At 48.5% G+C, this 17,545-nt stretch carries 16 protein-coding genes; 8 read left to right on the top strand and 8 right to left on the bottom strand.

Annotated features, from left to right (window positions below; genetic code table 11):
* Window positions 1–327 precede the first annotated feature (327 nt).
* Window positions 328–606, top strand: coding sequence for a type II toxin-antitoxin system RelE/ParE family toxin (locus tag AC4MRN_RS12090; RefSeq protein WP_491203414.1), 279 nt, complete (start codon window positions 328–330; stop codon window positions 604–606).
* Window positions 606–908: a HigA family addiction module antitoxin gene (locus AC4MRN_RS12085; protein WP_491203413.1), complete on the top strand. Its 303-nt coding sequence runs from the start codon at window positions 606–608 to the stop codon at window positions 906–908. The genes AC4MRN_RS12090 and AC4MRN_RS12085 overlap by 1 nt, the downstream gene beginning before the upstream one ends.
* On the opposite strand, the gene AC4MRN_RS12080 is transcribed toward AC4MRN_RS12085, so the two are convergent.
* The gene (locus AC4MRN_RS12080; protein ID WP_139241528.1) at window positions 905–1,081 is read right to left on the bottom strand and encodes a DUF6435 family protein; all 177 of its coding nucleotides are present in this window, start codon (window positions 1,079–1,081) and stop codon (window positions 905–907) included. The two genes, AC4MRN_RS12085 and AC4MRN_RS12080, sit on opposite strands and share 4 nt — an antisense overlap.
* A 210-nt stretch (window positions 1,082–1,291) precedes the next feature.
* On the opposite strand from AC4MRN_RS12080, the gene AC4MRN_RS12075 reads away from it, so the two are divergent.
* Window positions 1,292–1,510 (top strand): hypothetical protein, encoded by a 219-nt coding sequence (locus AC4MRN_RS12075; RefSeq protein ID WP_491203412.1) that lies wholly within the window; start codon window positions 1,292–1,294, stop codon window positions 1,508–1,510.
* A gap of 19 nt (window positions 1,511–1,529) precedes the next feature.
* On the opposite strand, the gene AC4MRN_RS12070 is transcribed toward AC4MRN_RS12075, so the two are convergent.
* The 4 genes from AC4MRN_RS12070 to AC4MRN_RS12055 all read right to left on the bottom strand — a co-directional run bounded on the left by AC4MRN_RS12070 (window position 1,530) and on the right by AC4MRN_RS12055 (window position 6,408).
* Entirely contained in the window at window positions 1,530–2,594 is a 1,065-nt protein-coding gene (locus AC4MRN_RS12070; RefSeq protein ID WP_491203411.1) for a hypothetical protein, read from the bottom strand.
* 151 nt (window positions 2,595–2,745) lie between these two features.
* Window positions 2,746–2,988 (bottom strand): helix-turn-helix domain-containing protein, encoded by a 243-nt coding sequence (locus AC4MRN_RS12065; RefSeq protein WP_073320751.1) that lies wholly within the window; start codon window positions 2,986–2,988, stop codon window positions 2,746–2,748.
* Entirely contained in the window at window positions 2,981–5,152 is a 2,172-nt protein-coding gene (locus AC4MRN_RS12060; RefSeq protein WP_491203410.1) for a peptidase domain-containing ABC transporter, read from the bottom strand. The genes AC4MRN_RS12065 and AC4MRN_RS12060 overlap by 8 nt, the downstream gene beginning before the upstream one ends.
* Window positions 5,149–6,408, bottom strand: a complete 1,260-nt coding sequence (locus tag AC4MRN_RS12055) for an HlyD family secretion protein (protein WP_491203409.1) — start codon at window positions 6,406–6,408, stop codon at window positions 5,149–5,151. The genes AC4MRN_RS12060 and AC4MRN_RS12055 overlap by 4 nt, the downstream gene beginning before the upstream one ends.
* Before the next feature lie 294 nt (window positions 6,409–6,702).
* Here AC4MRN_RS12055 and AC4MRN_RS12050 point away from each other — a divergent pair, with 294 nt between their 5' ends.
* The 5 genes from AC4MRN_RS12050 (at window position 6,703) to AC4MRN_RS12030 (ending at window position 11,441) form a co-directional block, all read left to right on the top strand.
* Window positions 6,703–8,247: a hydroxymethylglutaryl-CoA reductase gene (locus tag AC4MRN_RS12050; protein WP_491203408.1), complete on the top strand. Its 1,545-nt coding sequence runs from the start codon at window positions 6,703–6,705 to the stop codon at window positions 8,245–8,247.
* Between the two features lie 208 nt (window positions 8,248–8,455).
* Window positions 8,456–9,070: an SOUL family heme-binding protein gene (locus AC4MRN_RS12045; protein ID WP_491203407.1), complete on the top strand. Its 615-nt coding sequence runs from the start codon at window positions 8,456–8,458 to the stop codon at window positions 9,068–9,070.
* Between the two features lie 268 nt (window positions 9,071–9,338).
* A complete protein-coding gene (locus AC4MRN_RS12040; protein ID WP_491203406.1) occupies window positions 9,339–9,683 on the top strand; it encodes a PadR family transcriptional regulator in 345 nt (114 codons plus the stop codon).
* 17 nt (window positions 9,684–9,700) lie between these two features.
* Window positions 9,701–10,279 (top strand): HAAS signaling domain-containing protein, encoded by a 579-nt coding sequence (locus AC4MRN_RS12035; protein ID WP_491203405.1) that lies wholly within the window; start codon window positions 9,701–9,703, stop codon window positions 10,277–10,279.
* Window positions 10,272–11,441, top strand: coding sequence for a metallophosphoesterase (locus AC4MRN_RS12030; RefSeq protein ID WP_491203404.1), 1,170 nt, complete (start codon window positions 10,272–10,274; stop codon window positions 11,439–11,441). Before AC4MRN_RS12035 ends, AC4MRN_RS12030 begins: the two co-directional genes overlap by 8 nt.
* A 58-nt stretch (window positions 11,442–11,499) precedes the next feature.
* On the opposite strand, the gene AC4MRN_RS12025 is transcribed toward AC4MRN_RS12030, so the two are convergent.
* The 3 genes from AC4MRN_RS12025 to AC4MRN_RS12015 form a co-directional block, all read right to left on the bottom strand.
* Window positions 11,500–12,246, bottom strand: coding sequence for a dienelactone hydrolase family protein (locus tag AC4MRN_RS12025; RefSeq protein ID WP_491203403.1), 747 nt, complete (start codon window positions 12,244–12,246; stop codon window positions 11,500–11,502).
* Window positions 12,247–12,371: 125 nt separating this feature from the next.
* On the bottom strand, window positions 12,372–15,737 hold the full coding sequence (locus AC4MRN_RS12020) for an amidohydrolase family protein (protein ID WP_491203402.1): 3,366 nt from the start codon (window positions 15,735–15,737) through the stop codon (window positions 12,372–12,374).
* 199 nt (window positions 15,738–15,936) lie between these two features.
* A complete protein-coding gene (locus AC4MRN_RS12015; RefSeq protein ID WP_490403990.1) occupies window positions 15,937–17,466 on the bottom strand; it encodes a DUF3369 domain-containing protein in 1,530 nt (509 codons plus the stop codon).
* Between the last annotated feature and the right edge of the window lie 79 nt (window positions 17,467–17,545).

Raw genomic sequence — 17,545 nt, 5'->3', positions numbered from 1 at the left:
CCGGTGACCGGCCAGTGTGCGTCATTTATGCTGCGTTATCGCCCACTTATGTAGAACAACTACACTACGTGGACTCTGCCTTGCCTAAATGACGCACAACTCGCTGCAAAAACATACAGCAAAGGTCAACAGCCCCTAACAGTTGGGCGAAAATTCAGATCTAATGTGCAGTTTTCAGATTTATCAGGGCTGCTAGCGTGTAACACAAAAGGATATGCCGAATATTGTAGGAGATATCCCGTTGGTTAAACAGATGCTCAGCCAATTTTTCAACGCGCTACGCGTTGTATGTTTAGTGAAATGTAACCTTATAGGTTACACTTTGTCGTGATTAGAAGTTTTGTTCATAAAGGTTTGGCTCGGTTTTACAAAAATGGCTCGACCGGCGGAATTCAATATCAGCATAAGGCAAAGTTAAGGTTGATTCTATCGAATCTCGATCAGGCTCGTTGTCCAGATGATATGGATCTGCCTGGCTTGTATATGCATAAATTAAAGGGTAACCGGGCAGACGTATGGTCTGTTCGTGTAAGTGGAAACTGGCACGTCACTTATCGTTTTATCGGGCATGATGTGGAAGTGGTTAACTATGAGGATTATCACTAATGGCACTATACAATCCTGCGCACCCAGGTGAGATATTAAGAGAGCTGGTTGTTGAAACACTTGGATTGACAGTAACCGATGTCGCTCAGCATTTAAATGTCAGCCGTAAAACTGTTTCAAAAGTACTGAATGCGAAAGGGGGGATAACACCTGAAATGGCGGTAAGATTAGAGCTGGTATTTGGTAAGCCGTCTGCCGACCATTGGCTTCGACTGCAAAGCGCTCATGACTTGTGGCTGGCGCGCATGCAAAAAGATTCTCTCAATGTTTCACCCTATAAATCGGTAACGGTATCCAGTTAGTTTTGTTGTTTCTCCAACGCTTCAATGTCGCTCCACAAGGCTTCAGCCTTCGCGGTAATTTCTGCGTATAAACGCATGTCGCCATTGCGCTGAGCGTGCATGCCTTGTTCCAACAGCTTGTTGTATTCTGCACGCATTTTTTTAGTTGGATCTTTCTTGAATAAGCCAAACATGGGAAGTCTCTTTAAGCCAATTAATGTATAGCTATACGTGGTTAGGGCAAATTGGTTCATCGCCTTTTAGTTTCCGGGCATATAGCGTCTTGAGGATACGTGAAAACGTAAGCTATATGGCAGAAAAGGACATATTCGCGACGTTTACGGCTAAAATAGTTTGTTAAACACTTCGAGTACTGTCAGGCTGACATTATCAGGGAGAGAATTATGTCTGCGAGTGTCAAGTTCATCCAAAAATATGTGCTCATTACCGCGGTATTTTTTTACTCAGTTGCATTCCTGGCCAATGCCGGACGTTTGTGGTTTAAGCTCGACAGTGAAATTGGAGAACTGATTTCACCGCTATTTTTATTGTTGGGCTCAGTGATGATATTGCTTTTTTCCCTTCTGATGTTGAAACGTTTGAAGCGCTCCTCCAGTCAATAAACCGCGCTAGGCGAGCAGGTTATTTGTTAGCTCTGCTTACTTGAGAAAGAATTGTCTCAACACAAGGAGAGCGTTCAGTTGCTTCCGGGTATAGCGCTTTGATAGTTCGGCTGTTAGTTAAGTAGGTATCGAATAAATGATGGGCGCGAGCTAGTTCATAGTCGTAATCGTGATATGCAATGGCGGGTATTTCCACATCCTGAATGGGCGGCAAATACCGTTTCGCACGTCGACTGTCGAGCATGTCTGTCAGTTTTTGCGTGTGGGAATCAATTCGTGATAACTCTTCGTCGCTCAGCACCGATTCCGGGTCAAAGACAAACTGACCTTCGTGATGTTGTTTAACAAATAACAGGTAGGTAAGTAGTGCAGTCGGGTCTTTTCTGGTCAGGCCGTATTTCACATAGCTCAGTGTATTGGCGACATGCTTTTTGACTTCGGGCACCACGGCGTCTGCTTTTTGATATGCGACCTGCGCTTGAGAAATTTCGCGGATAATTAAAAGTGAAAGCGGCTGTGAAGTCTGACCCAGAATAACCAGTTGTTTCGCTGCTCGTTCCCGGTCTTTTGAATCAATGTCAGGACGTTGCGCAAGTACAAGTAAGGCGTACTTGTCGTCATTTTTAGCATGGGCGATAAGATCGTCCTTGCTAAGCTCTATGTAAGGTTGAATGTAGTCCGCATTAGGAGCGTCGGGATTGGCTTTCACAACGACAAGGCTGATGTCACCCCGGGCTAAATCCCATTCACGCTTTTGCTCCTGAGCAAGCTGGAAGTCACTGTCCGCAAGTTCCGTATTGGCAATACACCAATCGTCGTCAATGTTTTTGCCGCTATCGGCTCGGTTAGTGTCAGGCTGATACGTCGTTGTTTCGGCTTGATCAGCATTCGTTGCAATAGAGTCTGCAGTTACATCACTGGACGTACTTAGTGCGCCTGAGTTGCCTACGGTAGTGCTATCAGCGTGGATAGTTTCCAATTCCGTTTCGGTCGGTAAACTGGAGTGTGGCTGCTCTGCCATAAACAAATATGCGCAAACAGCAGCAATAACGATTGCCGTACCAACGATATAAAATGCTCTCACAACCTGTCCCTGTCATGGTTGAATGAAATGAATCACGCAACATCATAACGGTTTACTTTGTTAAGGACCAGTCAGCACATATCGTTACTTTAGTGGTTAAAGCTATAAAGAGTGGGCGATCACCAAGGTAATCGCCTCACTCTTTTTCCTTTCATGCTGCCGGCGCCTGTGCGTAGATAAACCGAAAGTATCTGGCCATCAGCGCGGCGCGATTGCGAATACACAGTTTGCGGTAAATGTTAGCGCAGTGGAACTTCACGGTTCGTTCGCTAATAAACAGCTGTGTTGCAATGGTTTTATTCGGTAACCCTTCAATAATTTTCCGGGCGACTTGCAGTTCGCGTTTCGACAGTGCTTCGAGTTGGTCGTTAGTGAATAACTCTTGATCAAGCATAGTGTTCTCCTTGGCTTGGTTTTGGGGGGAGATCAGCACGGAAGCTAACGGGTACCTCGGTCAGGCATCCATCCTGTAGGTGAAATCGTCGTTGGGCCATGGCAGTAGTTTCCTGGCGATGGGCTATCACAATGCGGGTCATCGATAGCCGGGCAAGATTAGTATTGATGGCCTTTTCGCATTCAATGTCTAAGTGGCTGCTGGCCTCGTCCAATATCAATAAGGCCGGGTTTTGGTATAGTGCACGGGCCAGGTATAGGCGTTGTCGCTGGCCGCCGCTGAGGTTACTGCCACCCTCGTGTAGCAAACTGAAGTACTGCATAGGAAGCTTCATGATGGTGGTATGAAGACAGGCTAATTGACAGCATTGGACAAGCCGGTTCATATCGATATCGGCCTGAAAGCCACAGATATTGTCGATAAGGGTGCCAGACAAACAGATGTCATCTTGCATCACGGCACTGATACGCTGCTGAGGGTGTCGGTTGTCTAAGGGTAAATTGTCGATTAATAGCTGACCGCTAGTGGCCTCGTATAGCCCCGTCAGGCACTTTACTAATGTTGATTTACCGTTCCCGCTATGACCGGTGATAACCACCAGTTCACCGGGATGAATGGTAAGGGACAACCCTTTTAAAACCGGATGCCCGCCTGTGTAAGCAAAGCTAAAGTCGCGCAGTTCGACCTTGTGGGCAGGCGCAGGCGAGTTATTCTGCGGTGATGCTGTACTTAGCGACTCCAGCTTGGCCGGGGTATGGACAATGTCTGCAAGGCGTTCCAAATGTACACGCAGTAGTCGCCACTGAATAAGTTGCGACACCAGCGTGTTAATCGCATTGTTAAAGCGGCCTTTGTAGCTGATGAAGGCGTAGAGCATTCCCACGCTGAGCGCTTGAACCAGCACAAGTTGGGCGGCGAAGTACACAACCAGCAGGTTTTCCAGCCCAAACAGAAAGAGTTGCGCGGCGTTGAAACCCATATCCCAGCGCTTAATGCGAATATCGCGATTCAGGCAATCGGTAAGTAAATGTTGCCAGCCTTGCAGGCGAAAACTCTCCAGGCGCAACATGCGAACAGATTGAATACCGCGCACTGTCTCAATGAAGTGCGTGCTTTCCTTGCCATCACAGACTTGTTTTTCCTGTTGCAGGACCTGCAAAGGGCGGAATATCACCATCCTCAACAACGTAAATAACACCGAGAAGCCCAGCACTATCAGCATCAGCTTTACACTGTAAATGGCCATTAGCACTAACGTGCAAAGTACGATCAGAGAGTCCAGTACCAGGCTGACGATACCTTCGCTTATGAATCTTCTAATCTCGTGCAGAGCACCAAAGCGCGTTACTAAATCGCCAATGTGGCGGCTGGCAAAATAGCTAAAGGGCAGCTTCAGTAGATGGGTAAAGACATTAACCGACAATTGCTGGGCCAGATGACTTGTCAGATGCAGACCCACATTCTGGCGGATAAAATTAGTCAGGGTTTCTACCGCCAGTAAGAGTAGAAAGCCGACGAACAGGACGTTCAGCAACTGGGTGTCCTGATTTAAGATCACATCGTCAATGATCAACTGCATGTAATAGGGGCTGGCGAGGGCGAAACACTGCAGCAACAGCGATAGGCCAAACATCAGACACAATGAGCGTTTTAGCCCTGTAATATGGGCCCACAATCCGGCAAGTGACACTTTGCTGCGCACATCGGCTTTTTCAAAGGTGTTGGCGGGTTGTAATTCAAGGGCAATCCCGGTGAAGTGTTGATTAAACTCGCCCCAACTGAGCTTACGCTCACCAATGGCGGGGTCATTAATGGTGATCTCGCGTTTTGAAACCCGACTAAGTACTACGAAATGTTGCATGTCCCAATGTAGAATGGCGGGCAGTTTGAGTTCGCCTAAGTGTTCTGGTTCGAGTTTCACTGCCCGGCTATTGAGCGATAGCATGGCCGCGTATTCGGTAAGTTGTTTTAAATTTGCGCCTTGCTCAGACACCAACCCTGCGCCACGTAAGCGATGCAAATCCACTTTCAGGCCATAAAAAGAGGCCACCATCGCCAGACACGCAATGCCACACTCACTGTGTTGAGCTTGCATGATGTGCGGCACCTTACGGCGCCAGGGCAACTGAAGTGTTGAAGACACAGAGGTAACAGACGCGTTCATAGGACACCCCCATGCAGCGCATAGAGTGGTTCAAATAACCACTGCAGCAAATTGCGCTCGCGGATCTGAATTTCTGCCGCGAAGGTCATGCCGGCGCGAAGCGCGACCTCGTTGCTGGCAAACTGAATATGGTTGCTCGATAGTGTCGCCGTCGCCAGATAGACGGGCTGTTCAGCCTGAAAGGGGGTTTGTGCAATTTCCTGAGGCAACAATAAATGGGAAGACAACGTGGTGATCACCGCGTCATGGGTGCCAAATTGGGTGTAAGGAAAAGCGTCGTACCGCACCTGTAGCGTTTGTCCGGGCTCAACAAAGCCAGCCGCAGATACCGGTATTAATAGCCTGGCTTCGACCGTTGCATGCTCGGGCATCAAAGACAGCAGAGGGATGGCAGACTGGGTGGATTGCCCTTTTTTAACTTGTAATTGCGAGACTCTGCCCTTAGCTGGCGCGACAACCAGAATATCCTGGCTACTCAAATGCTGGTTTAGGCGGCTTTGTTGTTCACTGAGTTGATTGTCTATTTCTAATAACGCAAGGGCTTGTTGCTGTCGGGTTGTCGAACGTTCAAATCGCAGGGACTGTTGCTCAGCCGCATTCTTTAGCAACTCTCTGGAGAGTTGTTCATGCTGATAGTGCTCATTGAACCATTGGCTTTGCACTTCACTAAACTGATATTCACTGGCGTGATGTTGCGATACCAAGGCTTGCATCGCATCCCGCTGACGTGCCGCTAAAGCCAGTTTTTGGGATTGCAGTGTTTTCATTTGTTGCAGCTGGTGCTGGTCGTCTACCAAGGTTTGTAGCGAGGCAGTTAACTGTTTAAGACGCTGCTGGTAGTTTTGTTCAGTGATTGTACGTTGACTGTGTAATCGTTCGATTTGGTGTTTGATTTCCTGGGTTTGCAGCAAGCCTGCGTTAAGGTTATGGCTGAATACGGTGTCGCGCCGCAAACGAATAAGGGGAGTGCCGGCCTCAACGACTGTATTTTCTGCTACCAGAATCTCATCAATGATAGTACCCGGTTGCGGGCTGTATACATGCGTTACGCCTGCGGGCGGCTCCAGCCAGCCCGATACCGATTGGGTATAGGTGTAATTCCCAGACACCAACCAGCTCACAACAGCGGTCAACCACACAAACAAGGCAATGGTAATCACAACAAAAGACACTCGAGGCCGAAGTAATACCTGCCCATTTATTCGTTGTTGCTGCGCTTCCAGCACCTGGTGTCTAAAAAGTGTGTTTGTTTGCATTACGCGGTGGCTCCCTGCATTGAATGTTGTGTTAACGGTATGGCGAAACATTAACGACTGCCTGCAGGCCAAGGCCGGTGCGGAATGGGGAGGGGACGGCTATATAGTGACGTCCCAAAATTGATATTGATGTCCCAATTGTTCACATCAAATTAAAAGGTAAATATGCGTATTGCGATACATCAAAGCGCAGTAAATGAATTCAGAATTCACTTGTACAAACCGTGAACGACTGGCTATTGTATGAAGATACCCAATAAAAAATGACAAGCAGTAACTTGCCAAGGAAGTTTTATGTTTATACCAAGTATCCTACTTCGCCAGCTTTACACTCACGGCAGCCTGACCCAAACCGAAGATGGTTTGCAGTTCATGCTTAAGAACCGATTAAAAGATGCGGTGTTAAATCGCGTTGATGGTATTTCCATCGACGGTAAAGCTATCCCGGCAGAATCCATCACTTTTCAGGTGGGGCCTGAGCAAATTATATCGTTCGACGAGCTCAATGCGTCGGGCGATGTGCCGTTTGCGCTTAAACAGGCCATCACTGTGTTCTTAGACGTAAAGCTACCGGTAAACCCTGAAAAACATAAAATTGAACTTGCATTCAAAGCCTCACCATTTGGTAAGCTGAAATTTACCGTGGAAGACAATATCTCTGCACCGGATACGTCGAATCGCCACATTCCGCGAGATTCGCATGATGACTATGGCGAGGACATTATTGGTAAACGTCAGCGGTTTTTTGAAAATCACTGCGGCGGCAAAATTGATCATGTTGGTAAGTACTCTATCGACCCGCAAACGCTGAAAGGTAACATCGAACATTTCATTGGTGTTGCTCAGGTGCCTATCGGTGTGGCCGGGCCGGTGAAAATAGACGGTGAATATGCCAAGGGAGAGTTCCTGGTTCCGCTTGCCACAACCGAAGGGACGCTGGTGGCGTCATACAATCGCGGTATGAAGCTTCTCAATATGAGTGGTGGAATTAAATCGACGGTGGTGGATGATGCCATGCAGCGTGCGCCTGTTTTCGTATTCTCTGATGCACGTGGCGCACGGGATTTTGTGAAGTGGGTTAACGAGAATATTGGCAAAATCCGCGAAGAGGCCGAAGCCACCTCCTCGGTTGCTAAACTTACTTATATCGACAGCTTCCTGTCGAACAAATTCGCCTTCCTGCGTTTCAACTACCGAACTGGTGATGCGGCAGGGCAGAACATGGTTGGCAGAGCAACCTTTGCTGCGTGTGGCTGGATTTTGGATCATTATGAAGGTATCGAGAACTTCTATCTGGAGTCTAATTTCGCAACCGATAAAAAAGCCTCGCAAATAAACATCATGCGCACACGCGGCAAGCGGGTTATTGCCGAAGCAACAATTAAACGTGAGCACTTACTTTCAGTCATGCGTGTTGATCCTAAACAGATTGATTATCACGGCCGCGTGTCTGCAGTGGGGTCTTTCCTTTCCGGTGTTAACAACACGGGCTTACACTCGCCCAATGGCATTACCGCCATGTTTATTGCTACCGGCCAGGACGTCGCAAACGTGTCGGAGTCGTCGGCGGGCATTATGTATTCCGAATTAACCGACGACGGCGATCTGTATATCTCGTTAACCATTCCGTCATTGATCGTAGCGACCTACGGCGGCGGAACAGGTATAGGTACGCAGAAAGAATGTCTCGAGTTGATGGACTGTTACGGGCGTGACAAAGTACAAAAGTTTGCCGAAATCGTGGGCGCAGTAGCATTGGCGGGTGAAATTTCACTGGCCTCAGCCATTTCCAGTTCCGACTGGGTGTCGTCTCACGAACAATACGGGCGTAACCGCTAAACATACTGCAAATGCATCAGCAAGCAGCGAAGTTCTACCCGGTTATTTTAGTGACTCAAAAATAACCGGGCGACTCTACGGTGGGCATAAAACATCGTCCCACGCGGTGAGCATTTCGCTGCGTTCTAAAACAGCTGGTCAGGCTGTAAAGTAATCTCAATATCTGTTCCAAGCGTAATGCGTGTAGTAGCGCAACTTGGAAATGTAAATGAAATTACTGTTCTGGTTTATTACTTCGCTGTCGTTGTCAGCGCCATCCTTTGCCGACAAGGTCTACTACAAAGAGACGGAAACACTGCGATATTCAGTAGAATCTACATTAGCCGAAAATGTGGAAATACGTGTTTATCCTGCAAGTGTAGCGGTTACCGCTTCCGGAGACGGGCAGTCAGAGCCGTTCAGAAAGCTGTTTAACTATATTTCCGGCGCCAACAGGTCAAACGAAGACATTGCCATGACCTCGCCTACTGAGTCGCGTCAGAAGGAACAGAAAAGCACGAAAATCGCGATGACCGCGCCTGTTGAAATGGTACCCGGTGGCGAGATGATGTTTTTCCTCCCAAACCAATATGATATGACTAACGCGCCTTTGCCGACTGGCGATGGCGTGTCTCTGGTAGAGGTGCCAAAGCGCAAAGTGGCGGCTATCCGTTTTTCTGGATTAGCGTCACAGTCAAAAAGACAACGCTACGCCGAGGCACTGATACAGGTGGTACGTGAAAACGGTATGAAGATAGCCGGCAATACAAGTTATCTGGGCTATGATTCTCCGTTTACCTTGCCGTGGAATAAACGTCACGAAATCATTATTCCCGTTGAATAGCCCTCAGAATATGTCCAGGCACTTAGCTGAAAGCAACGATCGCCTGGGGTGTCTGGACACTCGATCATACCAACGATATCGATAACTTCTACAAGGTGCCTAATGTCGCAGTCTGTGGGCATCTTTTATATTCTTGCTGATCTGAATTAACTATCCTTTCCGTTCCCAGAACATATCCTGAAACATAATACGGTTGAATATCAATCAATTGGTTGCTATAACCTAATGCTATGTATTGCATAGTATTAGGTTATACAGGTTAATGTCGATGTCAGATACATCACAACAGCATGCCAAGTGGGATGCGCAGTTGCGCAAAGGAACGCTTGAGCTAGCTGTACTCGCCGCGCTGGAAGGTCAGCAAAAGTATGGGTTGGAGTTGCTGAATTACTTCCAACAGTTTGACACGTTACAAATTACAGAGGGTACCTTGTATCCGTTACTGGACAGACTAAAGCGAGAAGGCATTCTCACAGCCTGTTGGTTACAGGAAGGGGAACGGCGCCCGCGGAAATATTACTCGCTGACCGACGCTGGTCTGCAAAAACTCGAGTTTTTGAAACAGCGCTGGGTTAAAACGGTTGCTGATCTCAGTAGCCTTCTGACTGAATAAAAAAAGGGAACAGGTATATGTCTGAACGTAACGTCATCAGAACGTATTTAACGTCGCTAAACCGGTATTTAGCGCCGTTGAGCGATGAGGAGGCCGGTGAAGTCGTTAGAGAAATTGAATCTCATATTTTTGATGTCATCGATAGCCAGGAAATGGCTGGGCAGGAAGCCGATGTCGCCCGGATCCTGGCGCGTCTAGGGTCGCCAAGAGAATTGGCTGCACAGTATGTCAGTCATGTGCGAAGCGGCACCCCACCGCCAGAAGGGTTAAGTGCAATTGCAAATGTGCGCAAAGGGCTATCCCGCACTTTTTATTACAGTCTGGCGCTGTTTGGTTTTGGCTTCGGCCTGGCGTTGTTTGCGTTGGCCTTTGTGAATTTGTTGGTCCCTAATGGTGTGGCTATCTGGTCGTCTGCCGATGGCAATACGGTGGTTATTGGGTTGATGCAACATCCGATAAATTCAGAACAAGCCGATACGTTACGGGGCTTTTGGATAACGCCTGTGGCGCTGATAGTAGGCTATATTATTATGCTTACTACGCACAAAGTGCTGGGCTTTATTCGCCAAACAAAAGCTGAGCCTCGCTATGTTTAAATCGGTCGCTCGCGCCGTTGGCCACTTCTTACTCGTGTCAGTTGTGCTGCTTGTTATTGGCCTGGGTATTGTTGTCTCAGAACACGGTTCTGTTAATTTAGGTGATGCGCCACAGGCTTATAAAATGGGAGGAGAAGGTCCGTTTGTGTTCTTCGAGAACAACCAAATGGCAGTGAAATATATTCGCGGCTCTCGCGACGAAGGCTTTACCGTTGAATCTGATTATTACCCGTTAGGTAACGCAGTAACGGCCGACGTGTATTTTGCTCGGGATGACTCGACCTTTTCCTTTTTACTGAACCAACCAAGTCAAATTCAGCCGGCTATTTATAACGACAATGAACCTATTCTGGCTATCTCCGACCTGGAAGGTAACTTCCATACGTTTCGGGAATTTCTTCTGGCCCACGGAGTAGTAAACCAACACTACGACTGGCAATTTGGTCAGGGGCATTTGGTGCTGTTGGGCGACATGGTAGATCGCGGGCAAGCCGTTACACAGTTGTTGTGGTTTATCTACAAGCTGGAACAACAAGCGTTGTTAGCGGGTGGTCGCGTGCACTATATTCTGGGCAACCACGAAATTAAAAACCTGCAGGGCAACATGCAGTCAGCTGCAGAAAAGTACACGCCCATCGCGGGATTTCTGGGTAAGTCATCCGCAGAGCTATTTACTGAAGATACATTCTGGGGACGGTGGCTAGCGGCAAAAAATACGGTCGAAATGATCAATGATCATCTGTTTGTACACGGCGGTTTGCACCCTGATGTAGTGAAACATCAGTGGAGCATAAACGCCATGAATCAGCGAGTTCGCGACTACTACCGGCAAATGTATTATCCTGGATTGGCCCATGAAAAAACGGAAAGCCTGCTGTCTACTGAAACGGGACCTGCCTGGTTCAGAGGATACTTACGCGAGGAAGTTACCGATGATGAATTTGAACGTGTTCTGGCTTTCTATAATGCCAGGTCGATGGTTGTTGGGCATACCATACAATTTAGCGTAAACAGTCTGTTCGATAATCGCCTATTCGCTATCGATGTGAAGCACCCAAATGATTACAGAAGTAGCTTCCCTAACAAGTCGTCAGAAGGATTACTGATTCAGGATGGTCAATTTTACCGCCTGACGGATGATGGAGAAAAACACCAGTTTTAAGTGAGAGCAGAGCCCCGGAAGCGGAGTTGCTTCAGAAGCTATTTATGCTTGCTCGATACTATCTACCGGTTACCAATGTGCGCTGGAAGAACTGCACCGCCTGTTGGTACATCTGTAATGCCAGGGCACCGTCATAGCGTTCACCCTCATCACGCATGAACGCGTGTACTGCGTTGACTTCCTGCCAGTGATAATTCAAACCGGTTTCCATACATTGCTGATAAATTTTCAGACGTCCTTCGGCCGGCACGTGGGGATCTTGTTTACCCCACACAAAAAACACCTCACCCTGTATCTCGGCCATTCTGGCAAGACTTTGTTCTTCCGGGCTGGCGGGCAGTGTATCGCTGTGAATGTCTGTCGCATATAAGCAATAGGCTGCTGCAACAGCTGGGTTAAGTGCCGCTCGATAAGCTAGATGACCACCTAAACAGACGCCCATGGCACCTACTGCGCCGGTGCAAAAATCCGCACTCTGACAATACTCCACAATTGAAGTCAGGTCGGAATCATAACTGGTAAGTGGTTTTTGCCACTTGTCGTTATTGCCTTTGTCTTTACCTTCATCATCGTAGCCCAGTACAGTACCAATGGCGTTTAGTTCGTGGAACACTTCAGGCACGATCACCACAAAGCCATGGCAGGCCATCATTGCAGCCGAACGCGCAATAGGCGCGGTGTGCTGAAATATCTCTGAGTAAAATACTATCGTTGCGTATTGGCCTTCAGTAGCGGGACGGTAAACATAGCAACGCATTGTGCCGGTTGCGGTGCTCAAATCTTCTGTGTGCTGAATGATTTGCATGTTGAATTCATCTATTGGGCTTAAGAAATTAGCCTAAGATTATTCGCTGAATTAATTGAAAATACTAGGGGTTGAGCATTAAAAAGCCCGCCGTGTTAACCGGCGGGCTTTGGGACTATCCGAACTTAGTGCGTCCAGTGTAAGTGATGGGCTTTTTCTTCCATTTCCGTGGCAGTTTGTTCAGGCATAAAAGCCTGATTGTCTGCTTCGAAGAAGAAAGGTTTACGGGTTTTCTTGCTACCCAATTCGTTCATGGTGGCAACGTCGAACACTCGGCCGTTGATAACCGTATAGGTGAGATATTCACTGCGGCGGATATCGTTCAGTACGTTGCCGTCGGTGATCATAATATCAGCCAGTTTACCTGGTTCGATACTGCCCAGGTCTTTGCCCATGCCCAGGTGAGTGGCACCGTCGATGGTAGCGCCGCGCAGCGCTTCCCAAGGGGTGAAGCCACCTTGAACCATGCTCCACATTTCCCAGTGAGCAGCCAGACCTTCACGCTGTCCGTGAGCACCAATGTTAACCCGCACACCCTTATCGCGCAGGGTCTTCGCATAGGCCGCTACATTGACGTGATTGTACTGGTCATCCGGTGCGGTTGGACGGCGAATAGCACGGCGGTCCAGCATCGTTGAAGGCGTATAACGCAGTAAGCGTTCGTTCTTCCAGACTTCGGTGCGATCGTACCAGTATTCTTCGCCCATCAGGCCGCCATACGACACCACAAATGTTGGCGTATAACCAAACTGAGTGGCCGACCACAACTGGGTTAAGTCGCTATAACCGTGCGCAACTGGCAAACTGTGCTCCAGGCCAGTGTGACCATCAACCAGCATAGTCAGGTTCTGGTGGAACTTACCACCACCTTCCGGCACAACCATCATATCCTGTTGTTTCGCTGCCCACAGTACTTGTTGACGTTGGTCGCGGCGAGGCTGGTTGTAGCTTTTCACCGAGATGGCGCCAGTGTCTTTCAAACGTTGAACGTGGAAGAAGGCATCATCGTAATTGTTGATAATGGCCTTATAACCCAGTCCCTCTGCACCGTACAAAATGGTCCCGGTAGAATAGATACGCGGCGCAACAATATTGCCGGTGCGCTGCAATTCAGATGCAGCAAAAATTTCGGTAGTGTCGTTAGACGGATCGTGAATGGTGGTGACACCAAACGACAGATTCGAATACTGGGTCCAGTTTTGTCGCGGGATGATTTCGCTGCGTCCCTGTGCACCGTGGGCATGCGCATCTACCAGGCCTGGCAAAATAGTTTTGCCCGACGTATCAATTCGCATTGCGTCACTGGGAATGTCTATCTCGCCGCGTTTACCGACAGCGGCAATGCGGTTGTCTAATATCAACACCACGCCGTCTTCAATGACTTCCTGGGTATTGTCAGCATCGCGCATAGTTACGACGGTTCCGCCAATCAGTGCTTTGTAGCCCATTGGTTTGTCGGTAGTGGCTTTAAAGCTCAAATCCACCCCTTCAGACACTGGTTCCGGCAACGCATCTTCACTGGTGTTACCCGCAAAGGTGAACGCATCACTAAGCTCGCGCTCGAAGTAATAAGGGCCATGGAACCAGCCCAAAGACTTGCTGTCGGCCCGCCATGTCAGATATTCACCAGCTCGATCAGACAGTTGGGTAACTGGCATAGAAGTCATGTTTGGTCCAATCGTGACTTTTTTGCCATTGTCGACGAAAGGCGTGACATACGTATTGAACTGATACACAAACGCGACGTATTTCCTGTCTGGCGACAACCTGTACTCCGCGACTTTGTCGGCACCGTACAGGTGCACGCGATGGTCGTTACCCTGCAGGTTTACGCTGGATAGCTGGGTTTCTGAGTAGGGCGTTCCTGAAACTCGTTCGGTATAGAACAGCCTGTCGGTGTTACCTGCAAAGTGAGGCTGAACACCACTATCGCTTACTTTTACCGGCTTCTTGTCATCCAGGTTCATCACGTATAAGCCTGGATCAACGGAATACTTGGGATCCAGTAGATAGCCGCCCGTAAACTTGCGGTAAGTGACCCAATCGCCATCCGGTGAGAACGACGGCTCAACATAGTGACCAGGTGTTGGTGTGATTACTTTGCCTTTACCGCCTCGTGCAGACACGATGCGCACGCTGCCCAATTCCTGATCGTTCCAGGTGGTGTAGATAATGTATTTACCGTCATCGGAATAGCGCGGGTAAAACTCATCGTGATCATCCTGACGGGTCAGACGCTTCATTTTGCCTGACTTCACATCCTTAACATAAAGCTTGCCCAGAGCCTGGAATAAAATAGACTTGCCGTTGGGTGATTTTTGCGACCAGCGGATCATTTTTACGTCGAACTCGTCTGGCGCTACATCAACATCAAAGTGCAGAGCGTCGGCCACCTGTTTGGTAGTACTAACACTGACAGGGATCTGAGTGGTTTCACGGGTCTTCACATTCAGTTTATTAAACTTACCACCGGTCCAGTACACAATAGACTTGCTGTCTGGCGTCCAGTCAAAATAGGCGTAATATCCCTCTGAGCCAAAACCTTCCTGCATATCACGCTCAAGCTCACGGCTAAGCATAGTTTCCACACCGGTTTCTACGTCTTTAATAAATAGGGCGGTGTCGTATTTTACGCGGCGGAGGAAAGCAATGTATTTGCCATCGGGTGAGGGCGTTGGAACCACTGCGCCGCCTGTGCCGCTAATGTAACGGCTGGCTTCGCCTGTGCTGCGATCGAAGCGGGTAATGGCGAAAATCCCTTCAAGGGGATCGCGGTTGTATTCGAATCGGGCGCCCGGTACGGTGTTTTGTGTGTAGTAAATATACTTTCCGTCATGTGAAAATACCGGATCAGCAATGTTTTGCTGGTCGCGCTTGCCGTTTACGCGTTCCTTAATGGGCAGCCCGGCACCACCAGTCTGGTGGTAAATCCAAATCTCACCGGCAGGAATACTGCGAGAAGACATGATGCCCTTGGTCACTACAATGTACTGGCCGTCCGGGCTCCATTTCGGGGAATGAATAATATTGTTTTTTTCTTTGGTAACTTGTCTGAGTTCGGTGCCGTCGGTATTCATCACCCAGACATTGGCCACGCCGTCACGATCAGAGATAAAGGCCACTTTACTGCCATCCGGCGAAATGGCTGGCTGAATATTCCAGGCGAAGTCTTCAGTCAGTGCAGTGGCTTTGCCACCGTCGATATCGGCGCGATAGATATCGCCTAACATATCAAACAGGAAGTATTTACCGTCAGGTGCAATATCCAGGCTTGACCAGGTTGTCTCATCAGTAGTGATGTTAACATCGGTTAAAGCAAAAGGCGGATTGGTGATATCCCAGTCAGACACATCGTATCCGGTTGACTCACTGGTTTGCGTATCATCGTCCTGAGCCAGCAGCAATGGGCTGTGTAAAGCCAGAACGCTGAGTAGAGATAAAGCTAACTTGCGGGGGCGAAACCCCTTGTTGTTCTGTCGAGTGCTATTCATTGTTGTTCTCTGTTGATGTAATTGTTCAGACGCCAGATCATACTTCTCAGTAGGTAAAGACGAGCGTGAGCGGTGTGATTGACGGCTACTTTTAGCAACAAACGTCAGTATAGGGGATGTATTTGACGATGTGGGGAATTTCGTCGGAGATTTTTGGTAACTTGTGCGAACAGAGGGACCTGTCCGCACGGCTCTATCGTTACTCTGGATCCGGGAATCTGGGACGAATTGCTGAGAATTCATCAAAGTGTGTGAGCAGAATATCGACTAAGGCAGGATCAAATTGCTTAGCCCGTTGCTTTTCAAAGTAGGCTTTGATTTCATCGTCTGGCCAGGGGCCTTTGTAACAACGTTTGCTGCCAAGTGCATCGAACACATCCGCCACGGCGGCAATGCGGCCTGCCATTGATATTTGCGTCCCCGACAACCCATTAGGGTATCCGTTACCATTCCACTGTTCGTGGTGCTCATGGGCAATTTGTGCGCCGACTTGTAAAATGGGATTGCTGCTCTTTTTCAGCATGTCATAGCCGGCTTTGGCATGCGAACGCATGATTTCAGACTCTGCTTCCGTATGTTTGCCGGGCTTGTTGAGTACGCTATCCGGAATGGCAACTTTGCCTACGTCATGAAGTGGTGAGGCCAGTTTGATCATCTCTGCCTCTGATTCATTGAGGCCGGCATAAACGGCCAGTAAATGGCTGATATGAGCAACGCGTCGAACGTGTGAACCGGTCTCTTTGGAACGTACCTCAACAGCCTCTCCAATGATGTACGACAGCTCTTTTTGCGATTCCCGTATTACCTCGCGAAGTTTGATATTTTCATGGGATACCGCAATATTGTGAGCAAAAAAGCTTAGCAGATGGTGCTGTACGGTTTCCAGTTCGTCATCGCGGGCTACATACAATACGCTTTCCATGCCGCGTCGGGTAGTGAAGTAACTAACGAAATAGTCATCGCCCTTTACGCTTTGTTTCTGTCGCAAGGCGCTTTCAATGCGATGTTGAATATCATTGGGAATGGCGGCTGTAGATTCGTGCTGTAAGTTGGTAGCCAGCACATTGTATTGATTACCCGATTTGGCGTCCCGCGTAACGGCACAGCAAATGATGTCACTGGATTCTATGCCCAGTATCAGCGAGATTTGGTTCAAAATCGTGGAGGCAAATTGCGGTAGCGTATCGCACTCAATGAACTGTGTTGTTGCATGGATGATTTTTTCCAGGCCCAGACGGTGTCGCTCAATCAGGCGAAGATCGCGGTAAGCACGCAGTGCCGCATACATTGCGGTTTTTAAGCGCAGTGCAGTGAGTTCTGTTTTGTTTTTGTAGTCATTAATATCGTAGTCGCGGATGACGCGTTCTTCCGGCGCTTCACCAGGCTGACCGGTACGCAGGATTATCCTCACTACCTGGTTATCCAGTGTTTCCCGGATCCAGCGCACCAAATCCAGACCCGCCTGGGATGATTCCATTACGACATCGACCAGCGCCACAGCAAAACCGTCATTGTCTTGCGCTTCCAGCAGCGTGCGGGCTTCAAGCGCACTGTTGGCGGTATGAAATTCAATTCGTCTGCCTTCGAACTCAAAGTCACCCAACACCATCTTGGTGACGGCGTGAATTTCTGGTTCGTCATCGACAATCAGTACTTTCCATGCAGCCAAGCCTTGCTCTTGCTCTTCTGTTTCGTCATCACTGGCAAACAGTAAGTCATCACCCAGCATACAATCACTACCTTTTTCATATAACCCAATACTAATATAGTACGTGAGTTTGGGTTCTGCCGGTTTTCAGGGTGCGTTA

This window comes from Marisediminitalea sp. (assembly GCF_984433645.1).
Note: the sequence above shows the minus strand (reverse complement) of the source record. Positions and strands in the feature narration are given on the sequence as shown.